Origin of the sequence: Aeromonas sp. s3 (assembly GCF_040907805.1) — a bacterium.
Classification (GTDB): Bacteria; Pseudomonadota; Gammaproteobacteria; order Enterobacterales; family Aeromonadaceae; genus Aeromonas; species Aeromonas dhakensis.
The window spans coordinates 1-23,570 of sequence record NZ_JBFOCQ010000019.1 but is presented as its reverse complement, the minus strand read 5'-3'; the positions used below and the strand labels follow the sequence as shown (position 1 = coordinate 23,570).

Below are 23,570 nucleotides of genomic sequence, written 5' to 3'. Positions count from 1 at the left end.
GATATCACCTACGTCTGGACCGGTGGCCGTTGGCATTACCTGGCAGCTGTGCTTGACCTCCATGCCCGCCGGGTCGTGGGCTGGGCGATGTCTGACAAGCCCGATGCAGAGCTGGCAGTAAAAGCGCTCGAGATGGCCTATCAGCAACGAGGTTGCCCATCAGGCGTGCTGTTTCACTCCGACCAGGGCAGCCAATATGGCAGCCGGGCATTTCGGCAACGGCTGTGGCGCTATCGCATGACCCAGAGCATGAGTCGTCGTGGTAACTGCTGGGATAACGCCCCGATGGAGCGGTTGTTCAGGAGCCTGAAGTCAGAGTGGCTCCCTGTGACGGGATACATGAGCCTGCGGGAAGCGAAACGGGATATCAGTTATTACCTGATGGATTACTACAACTGGCGGCGTCCACATCAACACAATGACGGGATACCGCCAGCAAAAGCCGAAGATCGGCCTAACCAAGTGTCCGGATTTAGTTGACCACTACAGTCGATAAGCCCTTCTTCATTGAGATGCAGTTGCAACGCAGCAAGGATGGCATCGATACGACCTGTACTCAGCCAACGTCGAAAGGTGTTGTAGGCCGAGCTCCATGGGCCGAAACGTTCTGGCAGGTCTCGCCAAGGTGCGCCGGTGTGAAGTATCCAGAGAATGTCATCAAGCACTTGGCGTGGCTCACGAGTAGGGCGTCCACTTATACGGCGGCATAGAAAAAGGGGCTCGATAAGCCCCCATTGTGCATCGGTCAACTGGTAACGACGGGACACTGCATAGGTCTTAAGCTGTTGAGAAGATTTGAGATTATATATTCATCACTTTAAGAACACAGCCTAGGGTGGGCGGTGCCAGGCACCACAATTGCCTGCATAGTAAACCATAGTGCAGGCAGAACGAAGGGCGAGCCGCGCAGGTGGTGATTTATTGGGCGGTAAGTGAGCTGTGGTGGTGGGCGACAGTCTGGTTTGCGCTGACTTCTGCCTGAAAATGTGACATGTGGATTTATACACCCTTAGAGGGGTAATAGTTTTTTTGTATAATGGCCCCATTAGGCTATCACATTCAATAAAGAGGACGAGCTATGTTTGACCCCAAAAATTTCACCACTCCAACAGCTAAGCCGCTTCCCGTCGTTCTGCTTCTGGATGTCAGTTCCAGTATGTCCGGAGATAAAATCGAGAACCTTAACAAGGCCGTCGAGGATATGCTGGATACCTTTGCGCAGGAAGAGAAGATGGAGACTGAGATACTTGTTTCCGTCATCACTTTTGGCAACCAAGTGGAGCTACATGTTCCCTACACCAAGGCTTCTCAGGTGCGGTGGCAAGGTCTGCAGGCAAACGGTATGACCCCGATGGGAACTGCCCTCAAGATGGCCAAGGCAATGATCGAGGACAAGGAGACCACTCCGTCACGTGCTTACCGCCCGACCATTATTCTCGTTTCCGACGGACAACCAAATGACAGCTGGGAAGGGCCTCTAGAGGATTTTATTTCCGATGGACGTTCTTCAAAATGTTTTTGCTGGGCGATGGGAATTGGTCAAGGAGCAGATAAGGGCGTGTTAGAACGCTTTATTTCTAAAACCCCATTTTTAGCGAAAGATGTTCCTAATCGAGTGTTCGATGCTCTCGAGGCCAAAGATATCCATCATTTTTTTCAATTGGTGACGATGTCTTTGACAAGGCGTAACCAGTCTAAAAACCCGAACGAGGTTGCAGCATCTATTGAACTGGTTGAGAGTTCGAAATCAAATATTGCTGCGTCAGTCTCTATTGAGAATGATGATCAAGGTTATTGGTAGGAGAGCAAAATGGATAGGAATCAGGATAATTTGGATTTACCAGCGCTGATCGCTAATGGCGCATCTCATGGTGAAGCGCAGGCAGATGCTTTAGCTGAACAAATTGAGATGACACCAGATGGTGCAAAAAAAACGCGCGGAGTTATAGGTTCATTTATTAGCTCGTACAGAGATAAATCGCCTGACCTATCAAATAATGCTTGGCTTTGTCTTGAATTCTCGAAATATCCAGATATTTGGAGAAATGAAGAAGAGCTCAAACACGCTGCTGATGAGATTGTTGAGGAGGTAGAGGTTTTCGAGTCTTCTCAGCAAGAGTTGACGGAACATCACCGCAAAGGATTAAGCACTAACAACTGGTTGGCGAGGAAGATTGAGCAAGGTGCAACTGCAGGTGGTGTTACTAACGTTGGTGCTTACGCTACGAAAATTGATACTGCCATTGGTATGGCAAACAAAGCAAACATTGATTTGCTCTACAGAAATGATGGCCAGCTGAATCAGCAGTTTAATCTGGATGGATTTATTGCTGAACAACACCATGTTGATACATTCAACCTTGATGCGGCAGTTAAAGGTAGCGAATACCGTGCCGAAGTATTACAACCCAAACCCGGCCAAACATATGGCAAAAATTCAGTTGATATTGTAATTAAGGATGGTGAAGGAAAAATTGTACGTCGCTATCAGGCTAAGTATGGGGCTGATGCGGATGCGACAGACATCTTGCTCAAAAAAGGCGATTACCGAGGGCAGCGCAAGTTAGTGCCTGAAGGACAGTCTAAAGATATTCCTGGAAGCACTGAAACAATCGAAATTGATGGTGTCGAATCTAAACCGCTTTCTAAACAAGAGGCTAAAGAGAGGCAACGCAGGGCTCAAGAAGAAGCAAAAGCCAAACAATATGATTGGAACGAGACTAACCGAATCGATATTGCAAAAAATATAGGTGGAAAAGCTTGTGCTGCGGCTCTTTTGTCTGTGGGATTTCAAGGAGCTCGTATTCTCGGCCGGAGGATCTGGAATGGAATAACAGGGAAAGACAATAAAAGTGTTGAAGAAGACCTCCAAGAGTTTGTACAGAGCTCCCTAAAATCGGCAGCAACTTCGGGACTAACCGTTGCTGTCACTGGTGCTGTAACCGTAGCAGTAAAAAGTGGCTGGTTGGGTAATGTATTAAAAAACACACCCGCTGGAAGAATTGCTAATGCTGTTTGTATCGGTATTGAAAATACCAAGATTCTCTACAAATTCGCAAAGGGAGAAATTACCGGTGCAGAAGCACTCGATCAGGCTGGCAGTGCCACATGCAGCCTTGTGGGAGGACTTGCTGGTGGAACCAAGGGAGCTAGCATAGGTGCTGCGCTAGGAACAGTGCTAGGACCAGTTGGTACAGCCATTGGTGGTGTGGTCGGTGGTGTAGTAGGTGGAATAGCAGGAAGTACGGTTGGTGAGGCTATATATGAAGGTGGAAAGATAATAGTATCTACAGTTGTTGATACCGTTAAATCGGTTGGTTCAGCGATAAGTAGTGGTGTTTCATCAGTCTTTAGTGGCGTGGCCTCTCTATTTGGGTTTTAAACATGGATGTTAACGGAATTATTGAGGCCATTCGTTCAGGCGTCCCGGGAATTCAGATTCTTGGCCAGGACTTCAATAGAATCGACGAAGAAATCGAGGCTACTGCTGCTCCATTGGGCTTTAAACTGAAGGAGTGGAATTTGGGGTACGGTTGGGTTGATTTTAAGACAAAAAGAGCTTTGAAACCGGATCAAGAGGTATTACTGTACCAAGATCTTAAAACAATCGCTGATGACGATCCTACGGGCAGGATTTATGTAATACAGAACGCCTATTCAGTATTGAAAGATGACATTAGGGCAATTGCCAGATTGCAACAGGAACTATTAAGGATCAAGCGTCACTTTAAGGGACAGGCTGCAATCATTTTAGTGGCCAAAGAAAGTATAGAATTTCCAGAGCTTGTGAATCTTTTAATCCCTTTCACTTGCTCTCCTCTTTCGTTAAATCAGGTTGATGAGATTCTGGATATTCTCCTGCGCAAGTCTTCAATCTCAGTTTCTACCGGAGTGCGTAATTCTCTTAGAACCATCTTTTCAGGTATGGAGCGAGACATGGTGTATCAAATATTTGATACATTGGGAAATAAATATGCTGACACTTTTTTGCCGGAATCTGTAAGTGATGCTTTGGGCTTGAAAAAGAAAACATTATCTCGCTCAGGTTTATTGGAGCTGGTCGATAGTAAAATAGATATTGACCAAATAGGCGGGTTGGAACGGCTAAAAAGCTGGTTACGTAACAAGAAACACATTATTGATGATTTAACAAAAGCTCAGAGCTTGGGTATCTCCCCCCCAAAAGGTGTGCTTTTAGCTGGTATGCCTGGGTGTGGAAAATCAATGAGTGCAAAAGCCGTTTCTTCATTATTCAATGTTCCTCTTTTTCGCTTAGATATCGGCTCTTTGATGGGAAAATTTGTGGGCGAGAGTGAAGCAAATATGAAGGCAGCCCTAAAGGTTGCAGAACAAGCGAGCCCTTGTGTTTTGTGGATTGATGAACTTGAAAAAGCATTTTCGGGAGTTAATGGAACAGGTGGAAGTACAGAAATAACAACTCGTCTTTTTGGTTATTTTCTAACCTGGATGCAAGAGAAGCCCGGAGCCGTATTTGTAGTAGCAACCGCAAATGACATTACCAATATTCCACCAGAGCTATTGAGACGTGGACGGTTTGACGAAATTTTTTATGTTAATTTACCTAGTGAACGTGAGCGAAAACAGATTTTCACCGTTAAAACTAGTCAACTGAGCCCCCCACCAAAAAGGCTCGATTTTGCAGAGTTGGCAGCTCTATCTGAAGGTTTCTCTGGCGCAGATATTGAATGTGTCATTAATGATGCGTTAGAAAGTGTGTTCCGTAGTAATGAGCCAGCTCTAACCCAACACATTATTAAGAAGCATATAAACTTGATTACGCCAATAAGTATCGTTCTTAAGGATAAAATTTCTATCTATCAGGAGTTGTTTAAGACATTTAGCCTGAAAGCCGCCTCTTTTACAGACGAAGACCTTGAGCATATTAATACAATAAATGAAAGCGATGCACCTGCTGAAAAAGAAAATGCTGCATCAAGTGAGTATATTGCACCTGAAAAGCTAATAGAATTAGTTAAAGATCAAAGCCCATTAGTTCGTCAAGCTGCTATAAAGAACCCTCGCTGTCCACATGAAGCCTTACAACAAGTGGTAAGTCAATATAGAAAATTTGATTTCAACAAACCCGGCTCATGGAGTGACAATCAAGTAACAAAAAAAGAGTTCGAACTGGCATTGGAGCATCCAAATATGAATGGGAAACTCATTCTAAATCTCTATAAAAAGAAATTGATTGATGCAAATAAGTTATTGTCACTGGCCCATAAGCTTGCCGATGAAGAGCGAAACAAAGTATTTGATACGGCGATGATAAAAATGCCTAGGTCTATTGCCACAGGTATGGTGCAGAATATTTCATGCCGTACAGGCAATATTGTTAAATATAACGAAACTCTTATTGAGATAGATAACGAGGAAGGTAACACCAAAAAAGTGTGTGCCAATGTTGATGGTTTTGTTGTCAAGGTATGCGTCAAGATTGGTGAAACAATTAATGCAGGTGAACAGATAGTTCAAATGCTCGTACCAAAAGTCAAGGGGGGTATAAGTTGAAGAAATATTTAATGACATGGTACGGACTGACTGATTTCAGGGCCTCACTCGGATTGGAACAGACAACCGGCCCCGTTCTGGGTGCTTTGCTAGCGGAAGATTACACCGACGTGGTCATCCTTGGTTTTACGCACGCGGATAAAAGCGAAAACAAAGCCTATGAATTTCAGAAAAAAACATCAGAGATCAGAGGTTTTGATCCTGCAACCGCGAGACAGTTTTTTGATTTGTTTTCAAATACAGCAGAGGCGCATAATCATTTTAATCAGTGGCTTGAAAAGCAACTTCGGGATGCCGGTAAAAAGGTCGATATACGTTTCTACCCTGTGGAGCTGATGCATCTCAATGACACCGAGGGCATCTATGAGGCCGCGACTCAATCCCTGAATGCTGTTGCCGCATCTGAAGGTGAAAAGCTCGTTACGCTCTACCTGAGTCCGGGGACTCCGGTTATGGCTTTCGTCTGGGCTTTTGCGGCCCTGAGGCACCCAACGCTAAAAAAACGTCTTATCGCATCCTCTCACCCAGGAAGACCTCCAGAAAGAATCGTCCTGCCGAACGAGTGGCTGGAATGGCACGGAAGACAGGTTCGAACCAACAATACGGATTCTGATAAGTATGATGCCATTTTTCACCTGTTCGGCGAACAGCGGATGCCGAACCTGCTTGGCGTTATCCAGTTTTCAAGCAGGAAGCATATCTTTGTGAATTCCGCGCAGTTCCCTGCCGATGTCATGAAACAGTTTCTTGGAGAAGCTGAATACGGTGAAATTGCGGTGGATCCGTATGCCCCTGAGAATGTCCGATCCACGGTTTTGGATCTGATCGCGAAAATGCCTGCAGATGCGAAGATCGGCTTCAACTTAACGGGCGGAACCAAGTTGATGTATGCAGGGGCTCTTGCTGCCTGTCGCAAGGTGAATGCAACGCCATTCTATTTCAACAGCCGTAACAATCAGGTGGTTTATCTCAATGACTTTAAAACCGTTGAAACAAAGCTGATTCCATCGGTAGAAACCTTTATCCAGCTCAACGGCAATAATCTGTTTATCTCGAAAGCGGGCCATTGGTCTGATATCCCCGGCATAGAATCTCCTGACCGGAAAAGTCTAACCAATGAACTCTGGCAGGCGCGTTCCAAAATTTCACGGCTCTATAGAGAGCTGTCCCGTTACAACGACATCTTTCAGCCGTTTGAACTGCACAATGGGGATATCTATGCAAAGCTCTCCAAGGATAAAAGTGCGAAGATAAGTATCGGCCCTAAACACTTTGAGTTCAAGGAGTGGCCGGATTTTGCAAAATACCTCTCTGGCGGATGGTTTGAAGAATACACCTTCATGAAACTTCAGCCCCTTGTTGATGCGGGTTTGATCAAGGATATGCGCATCGGTCTTGAAGTCTCATTCAAAGAGGATGATGCCGACAAGAGTTCATCAAGCTTTAGCGCACAACTGAGCAACCTGTTTGGGGATACTTATCAGGAGCTTGATATTACCTTCACGGATGGACGACGTCTCTATGTCATCGAGTGCAAAGCTGGCAATGTGAACAGCGAGCATGTCATGAAGCTTCAGAATATTGTCCGTTATTTTGGCGGAATTGAAGGCAGAGCTGTTTTAGCTTCATGTTTTTACCCGAAAAATAAAGTCGTAAGAAAGAAGATCGACGACTCGAAAAACATCCAGTCGGTATCGGGTAATAGCCTGTTTAGGCTGCTGGAAGAAATGATTCAACCCGGAGGGCGTCATCAATGAAAGCCCCCCTCTATATCATTGTTGATGTTTCCGGCAGTATGAATGAGATGGGCAAAATCCATCTTCAGCGGAATATGTGCCGTTATGCGGCTCAGCTGCGGCTTACTGACCCGGAAAAATACTTGGGCTCTGACATCCGTTTTTATCAATGGGCACAGAATGTTTCCGAGGTCGTTTTGCAAAGCGACGGGGACATCCCAGCTTTAAACGCTGAAGGCTCATCGAACCTATTTGTTATCTCCGATTTTCTGTCCCGGTATCTGAATGAAGCCGGGAAATTAATGGTTCTCATTCTGTCTGATGGCAATTTCCCCAATTCAGACATTGTAAGTTTTCAGAAACAACTGGACACATTCAGCGACCTGATCATCCGGACAGTTGCCGTCGGCGCTGATGCTGACTTGTTGAAGTTGAAGAAAATTTCCACAAATAACATTGTTTACCTTTCGGAGAATATCGCTTCAGCGATTGACAGCACAATCTTTGGTTATGATGAGCTGTTGACCGCGCCATCATCCACAGCCCGGATTCTGCAATCTGCACCGCCTGAAATAGAAGAACCAGGGGAGGATTGGGATGCTTGACAAACTCTGGAATAGTTGGGGTGCCTCAGTAATCGGCCCCCTACATGTTAAAGCAGGGATTCCCAATCAGGATTCTTGGATGGCACGCCGGTATAAATGGGGAAATGTCGTTGTTGTATCGGACGGACTGGGCAGCAAGGCACATTCAGATCACGGTTCAAAAGCCGCCTGTCTGGCTGTGTTTGATGCAGCCAAGAGCTACCAGAATACCCCCGATGCCAATATCGTTGATATTTTAAGGCTCATTCATGCCAACTGGCTTGTGAAAATAGCTCCGTACTCTTCAACAGATTGTTCGGCCACATGCCTTTTCGCCATCCAGATTGAAGGAATTATCACTCTTGGCCGCCTTGGTGATGGAATGATTGCCGCCCTTGGAGAAACTGGCGAAAACAACCTTATTCTCAGTGATAACAAACAGGATTCCTTCTCAAACTACACAAACAGCCTTCAACAGGAGTTTAAGCCAGATCAGTGGGAAACCGCGACGATTGAAAGCGCGGCATGCAATGCAGTTGTGCTATGCACGGATGGCATATCCGATGACCTGTTACCTGAAAAGCAGATGACTTTTGCACAGGAACTCTACTCCACTTATGCAGACCTGGAGTCGGAGGAAAGAAAGAGGGATCTTAAACGTTGGCTTAATGAATGGCCGGTTCCGGGACACTCCGATGACAAGACGATTGCTTGTCTGTTTAAGAAAGGAGGTTCCCAATGAGTCAAAGATTCAACGAGTATGTGGATGAATATCAGAATGTACACATTCAGGACAAGGTGCTCGGTCAAGGAGGCCAAGGGGTCGTTTTCCGTACCAAGGACCCTGATCTGGCGATCAAGCTTGTTACAGATGAAAGCGGAACTCCGGTCACCGATGAGGAGTCTGTGGAACGGTATTCAAAGCGCTTTAAGCGCGTCCGGCTCCTGCCTCTCCCAGAAAATCTGAATATATCCGTACCGGCAGCTCTGCTTCAAAACAATGCCGGTTATGTGATGCAGCTTTTGAGTGAAATGGTTCCGTTCAGTCATTTCTGGCTCGATGGCAAGTCCGCAGAAAATATTAGTACAGACGATATCCCGGTATGGCTTTCGGCAATGCCGGAGAACGAAGCTAAAAAGATTGTTCATTATTATAGAACCGGTGGGCTCAGACGCAGGCTTCATGCGCTCTACAAATGCGCATCATTGCTGGCACGCCTTCACGGCAATGGCATGGTCTATGGTGACATCTCTCCCAACAATATCTTTATTTCAGAAGGGCTTGATGATTCAGCAGTCTGGCTGATTGATGCCGACAATATTCGATTTGAAATCACCGCAGGCGGAAGTGTTGTTTACACACCCAAATACGGAGCCCCCGAGCTGGTGCAGGGCAAAGACGGTGGAAGACCTTCAAGCGATTGTCATGCGTTCGCGGTCGTGGCTTTCTACCTTCTTTCGCTGATTCACCCTTTTGTCGGAAAAAAGGTGGATGGAACGGATGAAGGCGACTGGGCTGATGAGGAAAATGATGGTGAGGATGTTGAAGATAAAGCCTATGCAGGGCTGTTCCCTTGGGTTGATGACCAAGATGATGATTCAAACTCTTCCGACAGCGGTTTGCCCAGAACCCTTCTCCTTACAGAAAAACTGATTTCTTTATTTGAGGGTACATTCGGCCCGGGCAGGACATCCCCATTGCTGCGGCCGACCATCTATCACTGGCCTGAAGCTCTCGCTCAGGCAGCGGATATGACCGTCACGTGCCCAGGCTGCTCGATGAATTATTACTATGATTTTATTCACCCGGAAACAGAGGATCACAATTGCCCTTACTGTAAAACGCAGAGGCCGCAGATGCTCATTCTTGAGTCTTATCGATGGAATGGACCGGATAAACCCATAAACTCACCATGCTGGCGGTATGTACGTGAGATCTCGCAGGTGGCAGAGCTGACAGTACCGAGACGAGTCTTTGATGAGTTTGCAATGATTGATTCTGATACAGCAGAGGTGCTCATCTCTTTGAGTAATAATGGCATTTTGATTAAAAAGTCAGACCATGGCAAAGCCGATTTGTCCGTTGCTGCTGACAGTCACCCGCAAAGTGGTTTTCAGAAGCTCTATTCACAGATGAAAATAGACCGGGTAACACCGGATGTTCAGTTCTGGATGTTCTCACATTTGAATAGTCCTCGGTTGGTTAAATGCATTATCAAGGGGGGTGGCAAATGAGACTGAAAGACATAAATGCCGAAATTACCTTTGAATTATGGTTGATACCGGAGCTGTCCGGAGAGACTCCAAACATTGGTATTGGATATATCGCACCCAACAATACCGGGCAGGCATACAGATTGAGAATCGATGGCCAGCAGTGGAACGTGCAACTTCGTGAGCCCTCAGCCGGAAAGGATCTGAATTTTCATCTGAAAAGAGGTTGTGCGCATCTTGCCGAGGTAATGCAGGTTGCCAAGGACGGCAGTACGCTTGTTAAAATCATTTTTTTCAATGGTGAAATCGTTGAAATTGGCGACGTGGAGATCGGCATTGATGAGCGCATAGAATCAACGGCTAAAAGAAATGGAATTCGCTTCAATGGGGCTGAAGAGCTGGGGAACGTATTAAACGATAAATGCAAAATCAGCGTTAGCGACGAAGATTTCTTTCTACTCATGAGTGGCCCATCCGCCAAGGCTGACTTTGAAGCAGATATTCCTGAGGATGAATACTCGCCCGACTCCCAAGCCGTTGTGCAGGAGAAGTTCCGGGAATTCTCTATTTATGGTGAGAGGGTTCGCATTCCGGTTGAAAGGCGTAACCTCGATAAGTCAAAGGACATCTATTTTGCGACTAAAGTGCTCTTTAAGGATAAGCAGCAGAGTGAAGGATCATTGCGTCTGGCAAGGGGGGCGGTCAAGTTTTCTGACTACAGCAAAACAGGTCGCATTCGGGCGTTAGCCGCTGGAGCTATGAGTCAACTTACCAAAGAGACCGGGAGTTACCTGAAACAGTGGGACGAGTACGGCGCAATTGAAGGAGAAATGCTACTGGCAAGGGCCAAAGCTGTTGGTCGAATAGATTTTCATGGCACAGAGCAAACAACAATAGGTGTTAAGTTCTTTGTGTCGTCCATTCCGGATCAGCTTACCGAAGACGATGAGATAGAGATTACCTCCGATGAGCCTTTATATCTCCAGAATCCTGATCTTACATGGGAAGCCTACAGTAAGGCGTTGGAAGAAGAATATAAATCAAAGAATATCGATGGTAATAATAAAGTTGTTAAAGAAAAAAGTACGGCGTTAACGCCCGTAGAACTTGAAGTAGAAAGGGAAAAAATTCAAATAAGAGCGAATGATTCGAAAAATATAGAATCAATATTCGCAAAGATTATCAGTCTCTCTAACAGAAGTATCGTATTAGACCTGCCATCGATTCCGGCTGGTCAGATGTTTTTGATTCTGTCCATCAATGGAGACAAGATTCAGATTGAAAGACGAATGCGGGCACGTTCAGCCATTCTGGAAGGACGCTGTGCTAACCCGCTTCTCGGTCTGCTGATTGAAGAAGGAGGAACGCTTCCGGACATACAGCGCGTCACCAAACTGAAGCCTTTGACGCCCTTTGTGAAAGAGAAGATTTTTAAGCACCCACCCACAGACAGGCAGGTGGAGGCCATCGAAGTCGCATTAAACACCCCGGACATCGCTCTTATTCAGGGGCCGCCGGGTACAGGAAAAACAACTGTAGTTACAGCAATTCTTGAAAGGCTCAACGAGGAATATGACAAAACTAAGTCTATAAGAGGTCAGATACTTGTCTCCGGTTTTCAGCATGATGCAGTTGAGAATATCGTTGCGAGGCTGAGTGTTAATGCTCTTCCAGCAGTTAAGTTCGGCAGAAGAACCGGTGATTCGGAATTTACGGAAGATGCCGTCACTGAAAAAATTAACAAATGGTGTTCCAATATCGCCGAGAATATTCGTAACAAGAATCCTCAAATTGCTCAGACTGAAGATCAGGTAAGACTGGCAGAACTGTTGGGCGCATATTCATTGTGTCCCTCGAAGAACAACACTGTCAGTTTGATGAGGAGTATTCTGGATTTGCCCAGAGACGTTATTTCTGAGTATATCCTTGGTGAGGCTGACGAAATCATCAATTCCCTGCAAACGGAGCTGAAGCCGAATGATCCTTCCACCATAAGGCTCGTTCGAGCTCTGCGTGTCAGTGAAACTGCTTTTGTTGACGACGGTGCCGCAAGAGCCGTCGATTTGCTGGATAAGATAGAAGATGAATCAGCCAATTTAGATTTATGCGTTCTTGAAAAAGCGGCCCGTTGGCGCAGCGGTAAGCCGCTGGGTTTTCTTCCAGAGCTTAGAGAACTGAAAGAATCGCTACTCTATAAATATCTGCCTTTGCCTGATTTCAGGACAGAAAAACCAAGAGAGGATGTTTTAAGATTGGTGGCAACGGTATCTCAGCTTCTGGAGAAAAAACTCAATTCAACCAATAAACGGGATGCAATTCTGGCTGAGTTTTTACATGAGCTTGAAGACAATCCTGATGGAGTTCGTGAGGCCATAGAGGATTACAACTTTGTGTATGCTGCAACCACTCAACAGGCTGTCGGGAAAGATATCATCCGCTCAAAGAATAAAAACGTCCGATATGATCAGCGAACAGAAATGGTCAAGTACGATACGGTGATCATAGATGAGGCAGCGAGAACCAGCCCGCGAGATCTGCTTATCCCGATGTCTCAGGCGGAAAAAAGGATAATCCTTGTCGGGGACCACAGGCAGTTGCCTCACTTGATTGACGAGGAGGTCTCAAAAGCCTTGGAAGGTGACGATTCATCCAGTTCGCCGGTTGATGTCAACTTTGTCAAGAAAAGTATGTTTGAGTATCTGTTCAACCGCCTGAAGAAACTGGAGGAGAAAGATGACATCAAACGAACAGTGACGCTGGATGCTCAGTACCGAACACATCCACTGTTAGGAGATTTTGTCAGCAATAATTTCTATCAAAAATATAACGAGGGCTACAGGTCTCCATTATCTGAAAGGCACTTTGTGCAACACCTTCAGGGCATAGAAAATAAAGCTGCTATTTGGATTGATGTTCCGAACAGTCAAGGCAAGGAAGCTGTCTTGCCCAGTCGAAGCAGGCAAAGAGTTTCTGAAGCTAAGGTTATAGCAGAGCACGTGAGCAAATGGATTGGATCTGAAGAAGGTTCCGGCCTGAACTTTGGTGTAATAAGTTTTTATAAGGCCCAGGTATTTGCTGTTTATGAAGCCCTGCAAAAATTCGGTATTACAGAACGCGCAGAGGATGGTACATGGCAGATATGCCAGGAATACCGCTTTCTTGAAAATGGCGAAGAGCGGCTCCGCATCGGCACTGTTGATGCCTTTCAGGGGATGGAATTTGATATTGTGTTTCTTTCCATGGTGAGGTCTCAGGATATGAACTCCTTGCCGCCTCATATACGCAACGAGCTGGATTACAAAAAGAAGCAACAAAAACTATTCGGCCATCTCATGTCGGAAAACCGCTTATGTGTGAGCATGAGTCGTCAGAAGAAGGTCTTAGCCATTGTGGGAGACGGGGTCCTTACAAACACCCAGATTGCTGTGGATGCAGTTCCGGCTCTGAAAAACTTTTATGACTTGTGCCACGAAAAGGGGGTGATCCTATGAGTGCGCCCTCTACAAAAAAATCAGCAAAAGACCATCGTCCTAAAGTAATCAGTTTTCGCACAGCATTAGATGGATTGAACATCGCCGCCAGACAAAGTGTTCTATGGCCATGTCACGCTTTCAACATCTCTATTCCGCAAATGAAAAAGAGTGGCCTCAATGTGTTTGAAGAAACTGTCTTGAAGATAACAGCGATTGAATCCGGCGACACAGAAAAGATTGCGCTGCTCACTTGTCTGGAAAAGGAGCTGGTGGCCTTCATTCAGAATCGCCTCAACCAGCTCGGCCTTTTGAATGATCGCTATGAATTGACTCAGCAAGGACAGGTGCTTCTGAACGAGTGGCAGAATAAATCAGACGGAAATCTGGAATACACCGTGGCCACAGTGTTTTTAGATCTGCTGTCCGGGAAGCTTCTTCCCTATGTCAGCACGGAGCAGTTGAACTATAAAAAAATAGAGAATCTATACTCAAAAGAGAACCCTCAGAAAAAAGGTGAGTTTGAACACTATGTAAATTTCTTCAATAACCCTACTGATGAAAAATGGATTCGTTCAATTCAGATACGCCCAGCAAAAGACTCTTTCTGGAAAGCAGTTCCTGAATCCAACGGTATCATCAGAGCCATCAGGGAGTTTAAGAAAAAATATAAACGGCATGCCTTGTTGAACCAAGGTGTCGATCAGTACCCGCCTCCGGTGCCAATGGCTGAAGCCATATCCTTACATGAGAATCCGGAACTGGTTTACTTGCATTGCAATGCCCTTATCCAGATAGGCAATTCAGACCTTTTGGTGACAGATGGATGCGGCTTTGGATTCTCTGATAGCTTTGCCAATCACCTTACTTCTCAGGACTGGCAGTGGGTCATAGATTTGAAGAATAAAGGTGTTATCGACCGACTGAGCTCCGATCAAAGTAATGAGGAAGTAGAGGACGATTCTTCAGCAGCAGACGGGTTGAAAAAGTACCCACGGATAGCACGGGCGCTTCGACGCGCACAAGAGTATCTTTCAGACGCCGAAAAGCTCGAGGTTGATTCATCCAATGATGAGCAGGAATTCGTCCGTTTGACCGGCTTGGCGGTCGTCGCCTTGTATGAAGCCATAGAATGGGCGCTGCGATTTGTTGTATCTGACAACCCTGTGATTCACTGGGAACGCTTATTCTCGTCTCAGTCCTACCGGGAAAATGACAAGATACTGCGCTCGTTTGCCACCAAGATTGGGCTTGATGTGTCTGACAGTGTGCAGGCCCTTCTTCAAGTGAAACCCGGCAAAATTAGAGCCGTTGACCGTGGTGTTGCCGAGATGCAGCCGCTACTGGCTCTGGCAATAGCCGGGGCGATAAATGATCCCAAGCATCCACTGAATCATCTGGCCTTTGATGACTCTGGATGTCTCTCCTTTATAAATGCGCTGAAAGAAGTCAGGGACCCGATATCTCATGGAAGTTCACCAGATGTTGAACTCTCACCAGAAACCCTCATGGGCTATTGCGATAGAACCACTCGGCTTATCCAGTCACTAATACCGGATATAACTGAAGATACTTATACAGCCAAAGCCAGGCAAGGAAGTGATATTGATCAGGTCAGATTGAAGGCCAGGATCGAGCTGGACAAGTCATTGGGGCTTGGATTTGTTCAAGCTGTTTCCCCATCGTTACGGGAAGAGCTGGTCAAAGCAACGATATTAAGCCAGAAGGCGACTCTGGATAACGAACAGCTTCAGCGCTATATAAATTTGTTGGCGTCTATTATGCAGTTATCGTTGTTGGAAGTAGCGAAGGACAGGAGAATAATAGTCAAAAATCGAAATAACCTGAGGGATGAGGCGATTGAAAAAATCGTTCAATCTGGTTTGGTTCCAGCGCCTGATGCAATACCAATGCAAATTAGTACTGTAAATGCTGAACGACTATATCGTGCTACTCAAGGCTCAAGCACAACTCTTGGGGCTCAATTTCTTGCACTCTGTTTAGTCGCATCAGAAGGTGAATTGCTAGTTCTAAAAAGGTGTTTTCCGAACTGCTTTGAGCTTATCGCCAAGTTGATAAAACTTCGTGGTCACGGTAATCATCATCAACTTGACTTTACAAGGGAAAACTTGGATTCATTAAAAATAAATGTATTCAAACTAGTCAAAATAATTAAGGGGGTATTTTAATGGACTCTAATATAAATAATAACACTCAGATAAGCTCAGATAATGGAAAAGGAGGTCAGACTGATAGAACTATATACACTAAAGAGGAAGTCCTCCTGAAAAAAAAGCAGGAACTGAAAGAATTAGAAGATTCTCTGAGCCAAAAAGAGACCTCTATCGCTCAAAAGGAACAGGTGCTAAAAGCCGCTAAAGACGCGATAGCTAAAAAAGAAGCTGAGCTGAATGACAAAAGTGTTCAGCTTGAAGAGATGGAGCTTCAGGCCAAAAACGGCTTTCCACAACTCTTTGAGGAAAAGTTCGCAGCATTCAAAAAACAATTGGAGCAGCGGGAGTCTCAGTGCGTAAGTGGGTTGGAGTCTCTTGAATCCAAAAAGGAAAGGTTGCGGCAGAGAGAGGTGGCGGTACAAAAGGCTGAAATCCAAAGGGACAATGGGTATGCAGATGCCCGGGCAAAGCTTGATGACGAACTCTTCAATCTTCGGAAAGAACAGGAAAAGGAGCTGGAGTCAAAACGGGCAGACGCTCTGACTGCCATTGAAAAAGAACTTTCGGAGGAGAGGGCATCCAGAATAGCAAGCTTGGAGAAAGAGATAGCTGATAGACTGAAAGTTCATGAGGCGGCGATTCAACAGAAAAAGGATGAGCTCGAGCAAAAAAGAAATGCGTTCCTGAAGGAACAGGCTGAGCTTGATGAACTCAAGGATGAACTTGAGTACCAAAAACAGCGCCTTCAATCCAGCAAAGACCGCCTTGAGGAACGAGAAGCTAATTTGAACGTTGAGGTGGATGCCAAGGTTGTTGAACGGAAGCAATCTTTCGAGAATGAGAAGTCTGCGCTTAATGAGGAAATTGCCCGTTTGAGAGAATCCATCAAAACAAGCAGTGCCCTCATTTCAAACTTTGAAGAACTGAAGCATAAACTTGGACATGAAGATCCGGCTGCTGTTTTGCTGAAATTGAAAACCTATGAAGAGGAAATCAAAAAGCTACGGGAGGATCTCGCTACACGCCCAACACAGGAGATGCAGGAAGCCTTTGATCGCTTGAAGTCTGAAAAGGAACAAATTTATCGAGAAAAAGACAAGTATAAAGACGACTATCAAAAGCTATTTGCTGCTCAACAAGATCAAGATGAGCTAGAAGCGAGGATTGATTCTTTGGAAAGAGCAAATAAGACACTTTCAGACCAGCGTGATAATATTGAGGCTCACAACAATAAGTTACAGGCTGATATCAAGCGATTACAGTCTGCCTACGAACGTGAAGAGGATCGGGATGCAAGAGTGCGTGATATTGAAGCTCCTTATATTTCAAAAGAACTACCTCGTGCGAATCTTCCAATAAATGAAGAGCAAGCCAAATATGAACTTCAGTGGCTAGATGGAATCAATAAATCCTGTATTGATTATGGGCTGAGATTCCCACGGCGAATTTTACACGCATTCCACACCGCTCTAAAAACTTCAGAGTGGTCTCCTGTGACTGTTCTGGCAGGCGTAAGCGGAACCGGAAAGTCCGAGCTGCCAAGGCTATATTCACATTTTGGCGGCATAAACTTTTTGAGTCTATCCGTGCAACCGAACTGGGACAGTCAGGAATCCATGCTTGGTTTCTTCAACTCTATCGATAACAAGTTTGATGCACAGCCTGTTCTGCGTTTATTGGCACAAAGTCAAAAGGCTCAAGCTGAAGGATATCCTTTCGGCCTTGAAGATGTCATGAGTCTGATTTTGATGGATGAGATGAACCTTGCCCATGTAGAGCTCTATTTTGCGGAATTTTTGAGTAAGCTTGAGCTGCGGCGCGGTCGCAAAGGCAACGAGGTTCCCAGCCTTGAAGTTAAGCTTGGTGCAGGTATTCAGCACTATGATCTACCCTTGGGAAGAAATGTGCTCTGGGCTGGAACAATGAATCAGGATGAGACCACCAAATCCCTCTCAGACAAGGTTCTCGATAGAGGGATTGTAATCAACTTTCCCCGCCCGACCACTTTGGAAAGACGCCGTCAGCTGAAACCGTTGGGGGAACAAGCACCTCTGTTGTCTCGTAAACTGTGGGAGAGTTGGTGGTGCAGAGAAAGCAAATTCAATGACGATCAGATTTTACCATTCAAGGGATTCATTGAAGAAATGAATACCTCGTTGTCCAAGGTTGGTAGAGCTCTGGGGCACAGGGTGTGGCAGTCTATCGAGTATTACATGGCTAATTATCCAGATGTGTTGGAAGCCCAGAGAAACAACGATGACGCAAGCTTGGTTAAAGCAATGAAAGTTGCCTTTGAAGACCAGCTTGTTCAAAAGGTTATGCCAAAACTTCGAGGAATTGAAACCCGAGGGAAATCAAAATTAGACTGCCTTGACAAAATACGAACTCAGTTAGTCAATGACGACTATACAATAATCGAGGACTTCGATCTGGCTTGTGAATTTGGTTACGGTCAGTTTATCTGGAATAGTGCTAATTATTTAAAAGATGATTCATTATTGAATGAGCACAAAAATAACGATTCCAGAGCGGACAGAATTACCTCACCTGAACAATCAAGTTTTTATAATAGTACAAAAGGGGAAGATGGTCATATCCCTGACGAGCTCAAAAGATTTGCAAGTGATAATCAAAAAAAGCTATGGCAGCTAACCTCACAAGAAATAATGAGGGCCACGTCATGTGATGCAAAAGACGCGAAATCACTTAAGGATTTGTGTAATAAGACAAAGGAGTCATAGATAATGGAAAGCACCATTAAGATCGACTCCATTGAATCTCTTTATAGGGCGCTAAACGATAAAGATGAGGTAAAGAACCAAGCCAATTGGATACTAATAGTTCGCAACTGGCTGACGGAAGTCTCGAGCTTCGACCCTGTTTCAGGGCATGCCCTGCATACTGGCATTGTCGATTTTTTGAGTGCCGTGGAGAAATCGGTACAGGATGAGTCACCAGAGGCTGAGATAAAGGACCGTATTTATCGAATTGTATCGCACTCGAAGGAATCAGTTCTGGCTATCATGGAGCATACTCGGGATAAGATATTACGGGAGCATGCCATGCTCCCGATACATGCGGCAAGAGAGGTTGACAGCAACAGTGTTCAATGGCTTAGTCGTCAGCCGGGAAGAACACTCCGTGAGAAGCTTTCTGGTAAGCCCTATATGAAGGCTGTTAGGCGGAGATCAAGTGTCGATACGGCAGAAAACCGACTTTTGAGAGCTTTCCTGTTCCGTCTGGAACAAATTCTAATTGAAAGACATAATGTTTTTTCGTCAGCGGCAGAAGAGACTTGTGAGGAGTTGCTTGTTTCCATCCAGCGCTGGTTCAGAACGGAAGATACTGCTGAAATCGGTGTATGGGGCAATCTTCCGCCTAATAACACGCTTCTTCAGGATAAGCGTTATCGTAAAGTCTGGGATGGTTGGCTATGGCTCCAAGCTATCGATGAGCAGATCGCGGGAGATAGTAAAAGGCTCGATAGCGATATTCTCCGTGTTATTTATTGGAATACCCTTTCCTTGCTTAACAGTAGTGGTCGTTTTCGAACAGTTCAGCAGCCCGTCGGTCTCGATTATAATGATTTTTCTATCTCCCCAGAATTACCAGTTCAGGGATATTTATTTCCTGCGGCCGACTCAAAGATCAAAGGGAAGATCAAAGCTATAAACTATGAAAAGAAGTTTGGCTTTGTAACACAAGAAAGCGGTGTTGATTTATTTTTTCATCAAAACAATCTTTCAATCAAGCTCAAGCTCGATTCATTATCTACTGGAGATGAAGTTTCTTTTGTTATCGGCAGCAACCGGCAGGGTGAATGTGCTGAAGATATAACTCTTCCAGCAGGAATCATCCCTGTCGGTTTCAATTTGACGGGCGATAAATGGAAGATACAAGTCGGTGAAGATAAGTATTTATTACAGATCGTTTCCGAGAGTCTGGTGATTGAGCAAGCTCAGGGCGAAAAAAAGAAATTAAAAATAGAGCCAGCAACTCTCAAAGAGATATCGAAGGCGATACTGTCATTAGTCGTAGACGCCACGTTTGAAAACTTTGCGCCGACTAATAATCAAAGTGGTCCAATACGGATAGATAGATCTGTTGTTGATCTGTGTTCAATCCGTCCGACGTTCATGAACAATTCAGGCTCTCAGGCGCATCTGCCGTTCAGGTTACTTCAGCAAACTTGGACGTTACAAGATGGAAGCAAGCATGTTGTCGATTGCGGAGAAGCAAAAGCTATCACTTTAAGTGGAAAAGTTGTAACGGTCAGCATGAGAAGCCTTTTTTTACATAGTTCGACACTGCCCGATGCAACCAAAAGCAGTGCATCGATGTTTTTTACAAAAAAACTGAGTGACTATCTCAAGACAGACAAGCTGACCTATCTTGTCCCTGATTGGGGCAATGACTTCGATCTTGAGGGAGTAAGGAAAAGCGTCCATTTTTATTTTGATGAATCGACCCCGCTTCCCAAAAGCATTGCTGCTATTTTTGCATGGCAATCATCGAAGAAATTTTTACAGGACAGAATCCGAGATAATGATTTTGTGTTGGTGGTTGATTCATTTGACAGCGGCATTTCAATAACCCCAGTTCAGGCAATATACCAAAGAGATCTGTACAAAATATTGCCTGAGACACAAGGCATCAGCTGGGAAAGACATCCCACAGTTATTGTTCCAAACACCGACATTCATACTATCATGGCCCGCAATCTTGAGCGTAATGGCTGTCAGACATCTGAAGCACTCATCCATTTGTTCGGCTTCGATGGTTTAGCTAGTGATTCCGGGGAAGTGTCTTTTGTAAAAGATGATCACTTGTATCACTTACCAAGCTCTATTCGGGAGGCTCTGACTCAGGATTTAGATATCAACATATTATCAAACGACGCTATCAGTGACTGCTTGAACTCTACAAATAGGGATTGTCAGGGAGTTAGTGTGTTTATACTGTCTCTCGAGGATACAATCAGGAAACCTGATATGCGAATGGATTACAAGTGGCTGGGGTCTGCATGGTCACCGATTAAAGGCTGCCGAACGTTAAACAGATGGCAGGAAGAAGTTGATGATATTGCCCTTTGGCGTGATCATCTGCCAAAGTTATCTATAGTAGTACCGAGTGATAAAGGGTATAAAGTTAATTTTTATCTTGTAAAAGACGCTACGGTAACACCGCAACGTGGCAGAACTGTGAATATACCAGTAGAGGAGACATTCACTCTGCCTGCTGAGCAAACTCATTACAGGTTTCCTCTACAACAGGGGGAAGGCAATAAAGAGAAGCAGTTTGTTGCATATTTGAAATCGCCAGCATTCCCTTTGAAGAAGGACACTACCTGTAAGCTAAAGATGACCTACACCTATGGAGCGGATGAACCATACGAGCTGAAATTCATTCCGTTGGATTCAGTAGAAGCAGGGTTTAAATCTATTCGGGTTGAATGGCGCTCAGCATCAGAGGGTGAAGCGGCCGATCTTGCTAACTTGCCGGCCCCAGATTTCCCAGCCCGTAAAAGTTGGTCCGATTTTCAGCATTTTCCTAAAGAAGATGGTAAGGGATTTTCTGATCTTCTGGACTGGTGTTGCTCCAAAATTGCATGTTTGAATGATTTGTTCTCGTTCGATTATGAACAGGAATTTCAGTCTATCCTGAATAGAAGAAAAGTCGGCTATTTGGAATGGGGAGCCAGAGATCGTGCAGGTAAATACTTTTGCCGAGTCAATGTAGATGGAGAGAGTGTGTTTTGTCACAGTTCTAATTTTATTGAGGCTGTTGATGAAAATTCTCTATATGAAAAATGCCCAGTTTATCTGGAAGTTTTTACAAATGGAAAAGGTCCTTCCGGGTCAAATATATCATTTTCAGAGCGCTTTTCCCCACAGCATCAGGAGAAAGCAAAGGACACCGTCAATCGGAAGCGTTCAAGAGCCATCGAGTATGCTGAAAAAGGAATATTCAGCCTCCGATTCCCAACATTAACCATCTGGAATCATGGCCACTCCCTTTCAGATTCAGATGTGCCTGACCATTTTAGAAACGCGATATTCGAAGGTACGCAAAAAATCATATCAATAATTGAGTCAGAAATTATGCCCGACTCTCTCAAAGAGGAGCTTTTCTTCTTTCTGTGCTGTCTTCATAAAGATGCCCCTGGGATTGTTGGTTCTCGGCTTCTTGTTGCTGTTAAGGATAAAAAGCTTTTGCGCGAGTACTGTAGGAATATTTCTTTTGCCATCGGTAATGCCGAACTGCCATACCAACAAGAACTATTGGAGAATGTCATCAACCCCATTGATAATGATGGCTTGACCAAATCCATTACCATGGAGGTTTTGTCAATAGCCCTCTGGCGGTCCAAAACACTGATCAACAAATTGACGAAAGAGGAGCTCGTAGCTTTATCCAGAAACTTATATGGTTGCCTAGAGTTCGACATCCAGAAAGTTGTTAATGAAGGGAAAGGATATCAGATAGCGACTCTCTGTAAGCATCTGGAGCTTCTTCTTGCTCTCCTGAGAAGCCGACGGATTGATGGCGAAGAGTTCAAAATGATTTTCGCCCCAGATAATGACCTGACTAAAAAATATGTGACATTGGTAGATAATGTTTCCAGAATCGTGATCGATAATAACATCGAGCTTAAGTCCCGAATCAGCCTTAAAATTGAAAAGCCTGAAACGTACCGTAATACCCCTGATCTACTATATGCATTGGGAATGTACTTAACAGGTAAATCTGGAGCTAATGCAATCTTGATATCAGAAGTACTTGATGAATAATCGGAAACTGAATCATCGATCTGAAGATTGTGTACAGATCTAGTTATCACCTGACACCGGCCTCAAACCGGTGTCTTGTTTACGCGACTTTAGAGCGCACTTCCTTCGGTATCAATTTCAGACCCTTCTTGAACATGGTGTAGGGGGGTTGACCCTCCATCATCCTGCCTTGATGTGGCCGCTGGGTGTTGTAGTGCTCCAGGTAGCTATCCAGGTCTGTCTGCATCTGCTCTACCGACTCATACTAGGTCGTTCTCCCCTTGATACGGAAGTGTTCATCCAGCAGTGTGCGATGCAGCCGTTCGATAAAGCCGTTGCTCTGCGGCCTGCGCACCTTGGTGGTTCGGTGCTCAATCCCCTCCAGTTGCAGGAACAGCTCGTAGAGATGGTGGTCAGGGCGCCCACAGAACTCGCGCCCGTTATCCGACAGGATGGTATAGACCCGTGCCTCGTGGGTTTCAAAGAATGGCAGCACCGTTTCATTGAGCACATGAACCGAGGTCACCGGCAGCTTGCTGGTGTAGAGCCGTCCCCAGGCGTGGCGACTGTAGCAGTCCAGCACGGTTTGTAGATACGCCTTGCCAACCCCCTTGAGCGCGCCGACGAAGAAGGTGTCGACCGCCACCAGTTCCCCGGTGTAGTGGACCTCAATCTGACGTTCGCGAAACTCGGGGCTGAAGCGTTCTAACAGGCGAATTTGTTCATCATTGAGCTCAATGGTCTGCTCACGGTGAGTTTTCTCAAGGCGCAGCAAGCGATCGTGTTTGGAGAGCAAATCGTGCCGTTGCCACACGCCACGCACACCACCCGCACTGACGTTGATACCTTGCAGAGCCAGTTCTTGCGCGACCCGCAGCGGGCCGTGAGTAGGCCTGGTGAGGGAGTAATCGAGGATGGCCTGTTCAATCTCGGGCGCAACCCGGTTGGGATGAGCCCCTTTACAGCCGGGCAGTTTATCGAGCAAGCCCTAGGCGCCATAGGTCTGGTAATTACGGCGAATTTCGTAGAACTGCTGACGGCTGTAGCCGATGAGCTTGCAGGCTTTGCTGACGTTATTGAGCTCTTTGGC

Annotated in this window: 12 protein-coding genes and 2 pseudogenes; 12 read left to right on the top strand and 2 right to left on the bottom strand. The window is 45.4% G+C overall.

Annotated features, from left to right (window positions below; genetic code table 11):
* On the top strand, window positions 1–480 hold a 480-nt coding region (locus AB5Y98_RS10140; protein WP_368231650.1), incomplete at its 5' end, for an IS3 family transposase.
* Between the two features lie 8 nt (window positions 481–488).
* On the opposite strand, the pseudogene AB5Y98_RS10135 reads toward AB5Y98_RS10140, so the two are convergent.
* Window positions 489–767: pseudogene (locus AB5Y98_RS10135) on the bottom strand (transposase); the annotation flags it as partial.
* A gap of 311 nt (window positions 768–1,078) precedes the next feature.
* On the opposite strand from AB5Y98_RS10135, the gene AB5Y98_RS10130 reads away from it, so the two are divergent.
* The 11 genes from AB5Y98_RS10130 to AB5Y98_RS10080 are packed head-to-tail and all read left to right on the top strand — an operon-like array spanning window position 1,079 to window position 22,501.
* On the top strand, window positions 1,079–1,801 hold the full coding sequence (locus AB5Y98_RS10130) for a VWA domain-containing protein (RefSeq protein WP_024941617.1): 723 nt from the start codon (window positions 1,079–1,081) through the stop codon (window positions 1,799–1,801).
* A 9-nt stretch (window positions 1,802–1,810) separates the two neighbouring features.
* Window positions 1,811–3,382, top strand: a complete 1,572-nt coding sequence (locus AB5Y98_RS10125) for a hypothetical protein (RefSeq protein WP_162791123.1) — start codon at window positions 1,811–1,813, stop codon at window positions 3,380–3,382.
* A gap of 2 nt (window positions 3,383–3,384) precedes the next feature.
* Window positions 3,385–5,532: an AAA family ATPase gene (locus AB5Y98_RS10120; RefSeq protein ID WP_368231842.1), complete on the top strand. Its 2,148-nt coding sequence runs from the start codon at window positions 3,385–3,387 to the stop codon at window positions 5,530–5,532.
* Window positions 5,529–7,289, top strand: coding sequence for a DUF1887 family CARF protein (locus AB5Y98_RS10115; protein WP_024941615.1), 1,761 nt, complete (start codon window positions 5,529–5,531; stop codon window positions 7,287–7,289). The genes AB5Y98_RS10120 and AB5Y98_RS10115 overlap by 4 nt, the downstream gene beginning before the upstream one ends.
* A complete protein-coding gene (locus AB5Y98_RS10110) occupies window positions 7,286–7,873 on the top strand; it encodes a hypothetical protein (RefSeq protein ID WP_336291916.1) in 588 nt (195 codons plus the stop codon). The genes AB5Y98_RS10115 and AB5Y98_RS10110 overlap by 4 nt, the downstream gene beginning before the upstream one ends.
* Complete coding sequence (locus AB5Y98_RS10105) at window positions 7,866–8,594, top strand: PP2C family serine/threonine-protein phosphatase (RefSeq protein ID WP_024941613.1); 729 nt, start codon at window positions 7,866–7,868, stop codon at window positions 8,592–8,594. Before AB5Y98_RS10110 ends, AB5Y98_RS10105 begins: the two co-directional genes overlap by 8 nt.
* Window positions 8,591–10,087, top strand: a complete 1,497-nt coding sequence (locus tag AB5Y98_RS10100) for a serine/threonine protein kinase (RefSeq protein WP_368231841.1) — start codon at window positions 8,591–8,593, stop codon at window positions 10,085–10,087. Before AB5Y98_RS10105 ends, AB5Y98_RS10100 begins: the two co-directional genes overlap by 4 nt.
* Window positions 10,084–13,557 (top strand): AAA domain-containing protein, encoded by a 3,474-nt coding sequence (locus AB5Y98_RS10095; RefSeq protein WP_368231840.1) that lies wholly within the window; start codon window positions 10,084–10,086, stop codon window positions 13,555–13,557. The genes AB5Y98_RS10100 and AB5Y98_RS10095 overlap by 4 nt, the downstream gene beginning before the upstream one ends.
* The gene (locus tag AB5Y98_RS10090) at window positions 13,554–15,725 is read left to right on the top strand and encodes a hypothetical protein (RefSeq protein ID WP_336291919.1); all 2,172 of its coding nucleotides are present in this window, start codon (window positions 13,554–13,556) and stop codon (window positions 15,723–15,725) included. Before AB5Y98_RS10095 ends, AB5Y98_RS10090 begins: the two co-directional genes overlap by 4 nt.
* The gene (locus tag AB5Y98_RS10085) at window positions 15,725–18,451 is read left to right on the top strand and encodes a chromosome partitioning protein ParA (protein ID WP_368231839.1); all 2,727 of its coding nucleotides are present in this window, start codon (window positions 15,725–15,727) and stop codon (window positions 18,449–18,451) included. Before AB5Y98_RS10090 ends, AB5Y98_RS10085 begins: the two co-directional genes overlap by 1 nt.
* A gap of 3 nt (window positions 18,452–18,454) precedes the next feature.
* Window positions 18,455–22,501 (top strand): DUF2357 domain-containing protein, encoded by a 4,047-nt coding sequence (locus tag AB5Y98_RS10080; RefSeq protein ID WP_368231838.1) that lies wholly within the window; start codon window positions 18,455–18,457, stop codon window positions 22,499–22,501.
* Between the two features lie 79 nt (window positions 22,502–22,580).
* Here the strand turns inward: AB5Y98_RS10080 and AB5Y98_RS10075 are convergent.
* Window positions 22,581–23,570 (bottom strand): annotated as a pseudogene (locus AB5Y98_RS10075) (IS481 family transposase); the annotation flags it as partial.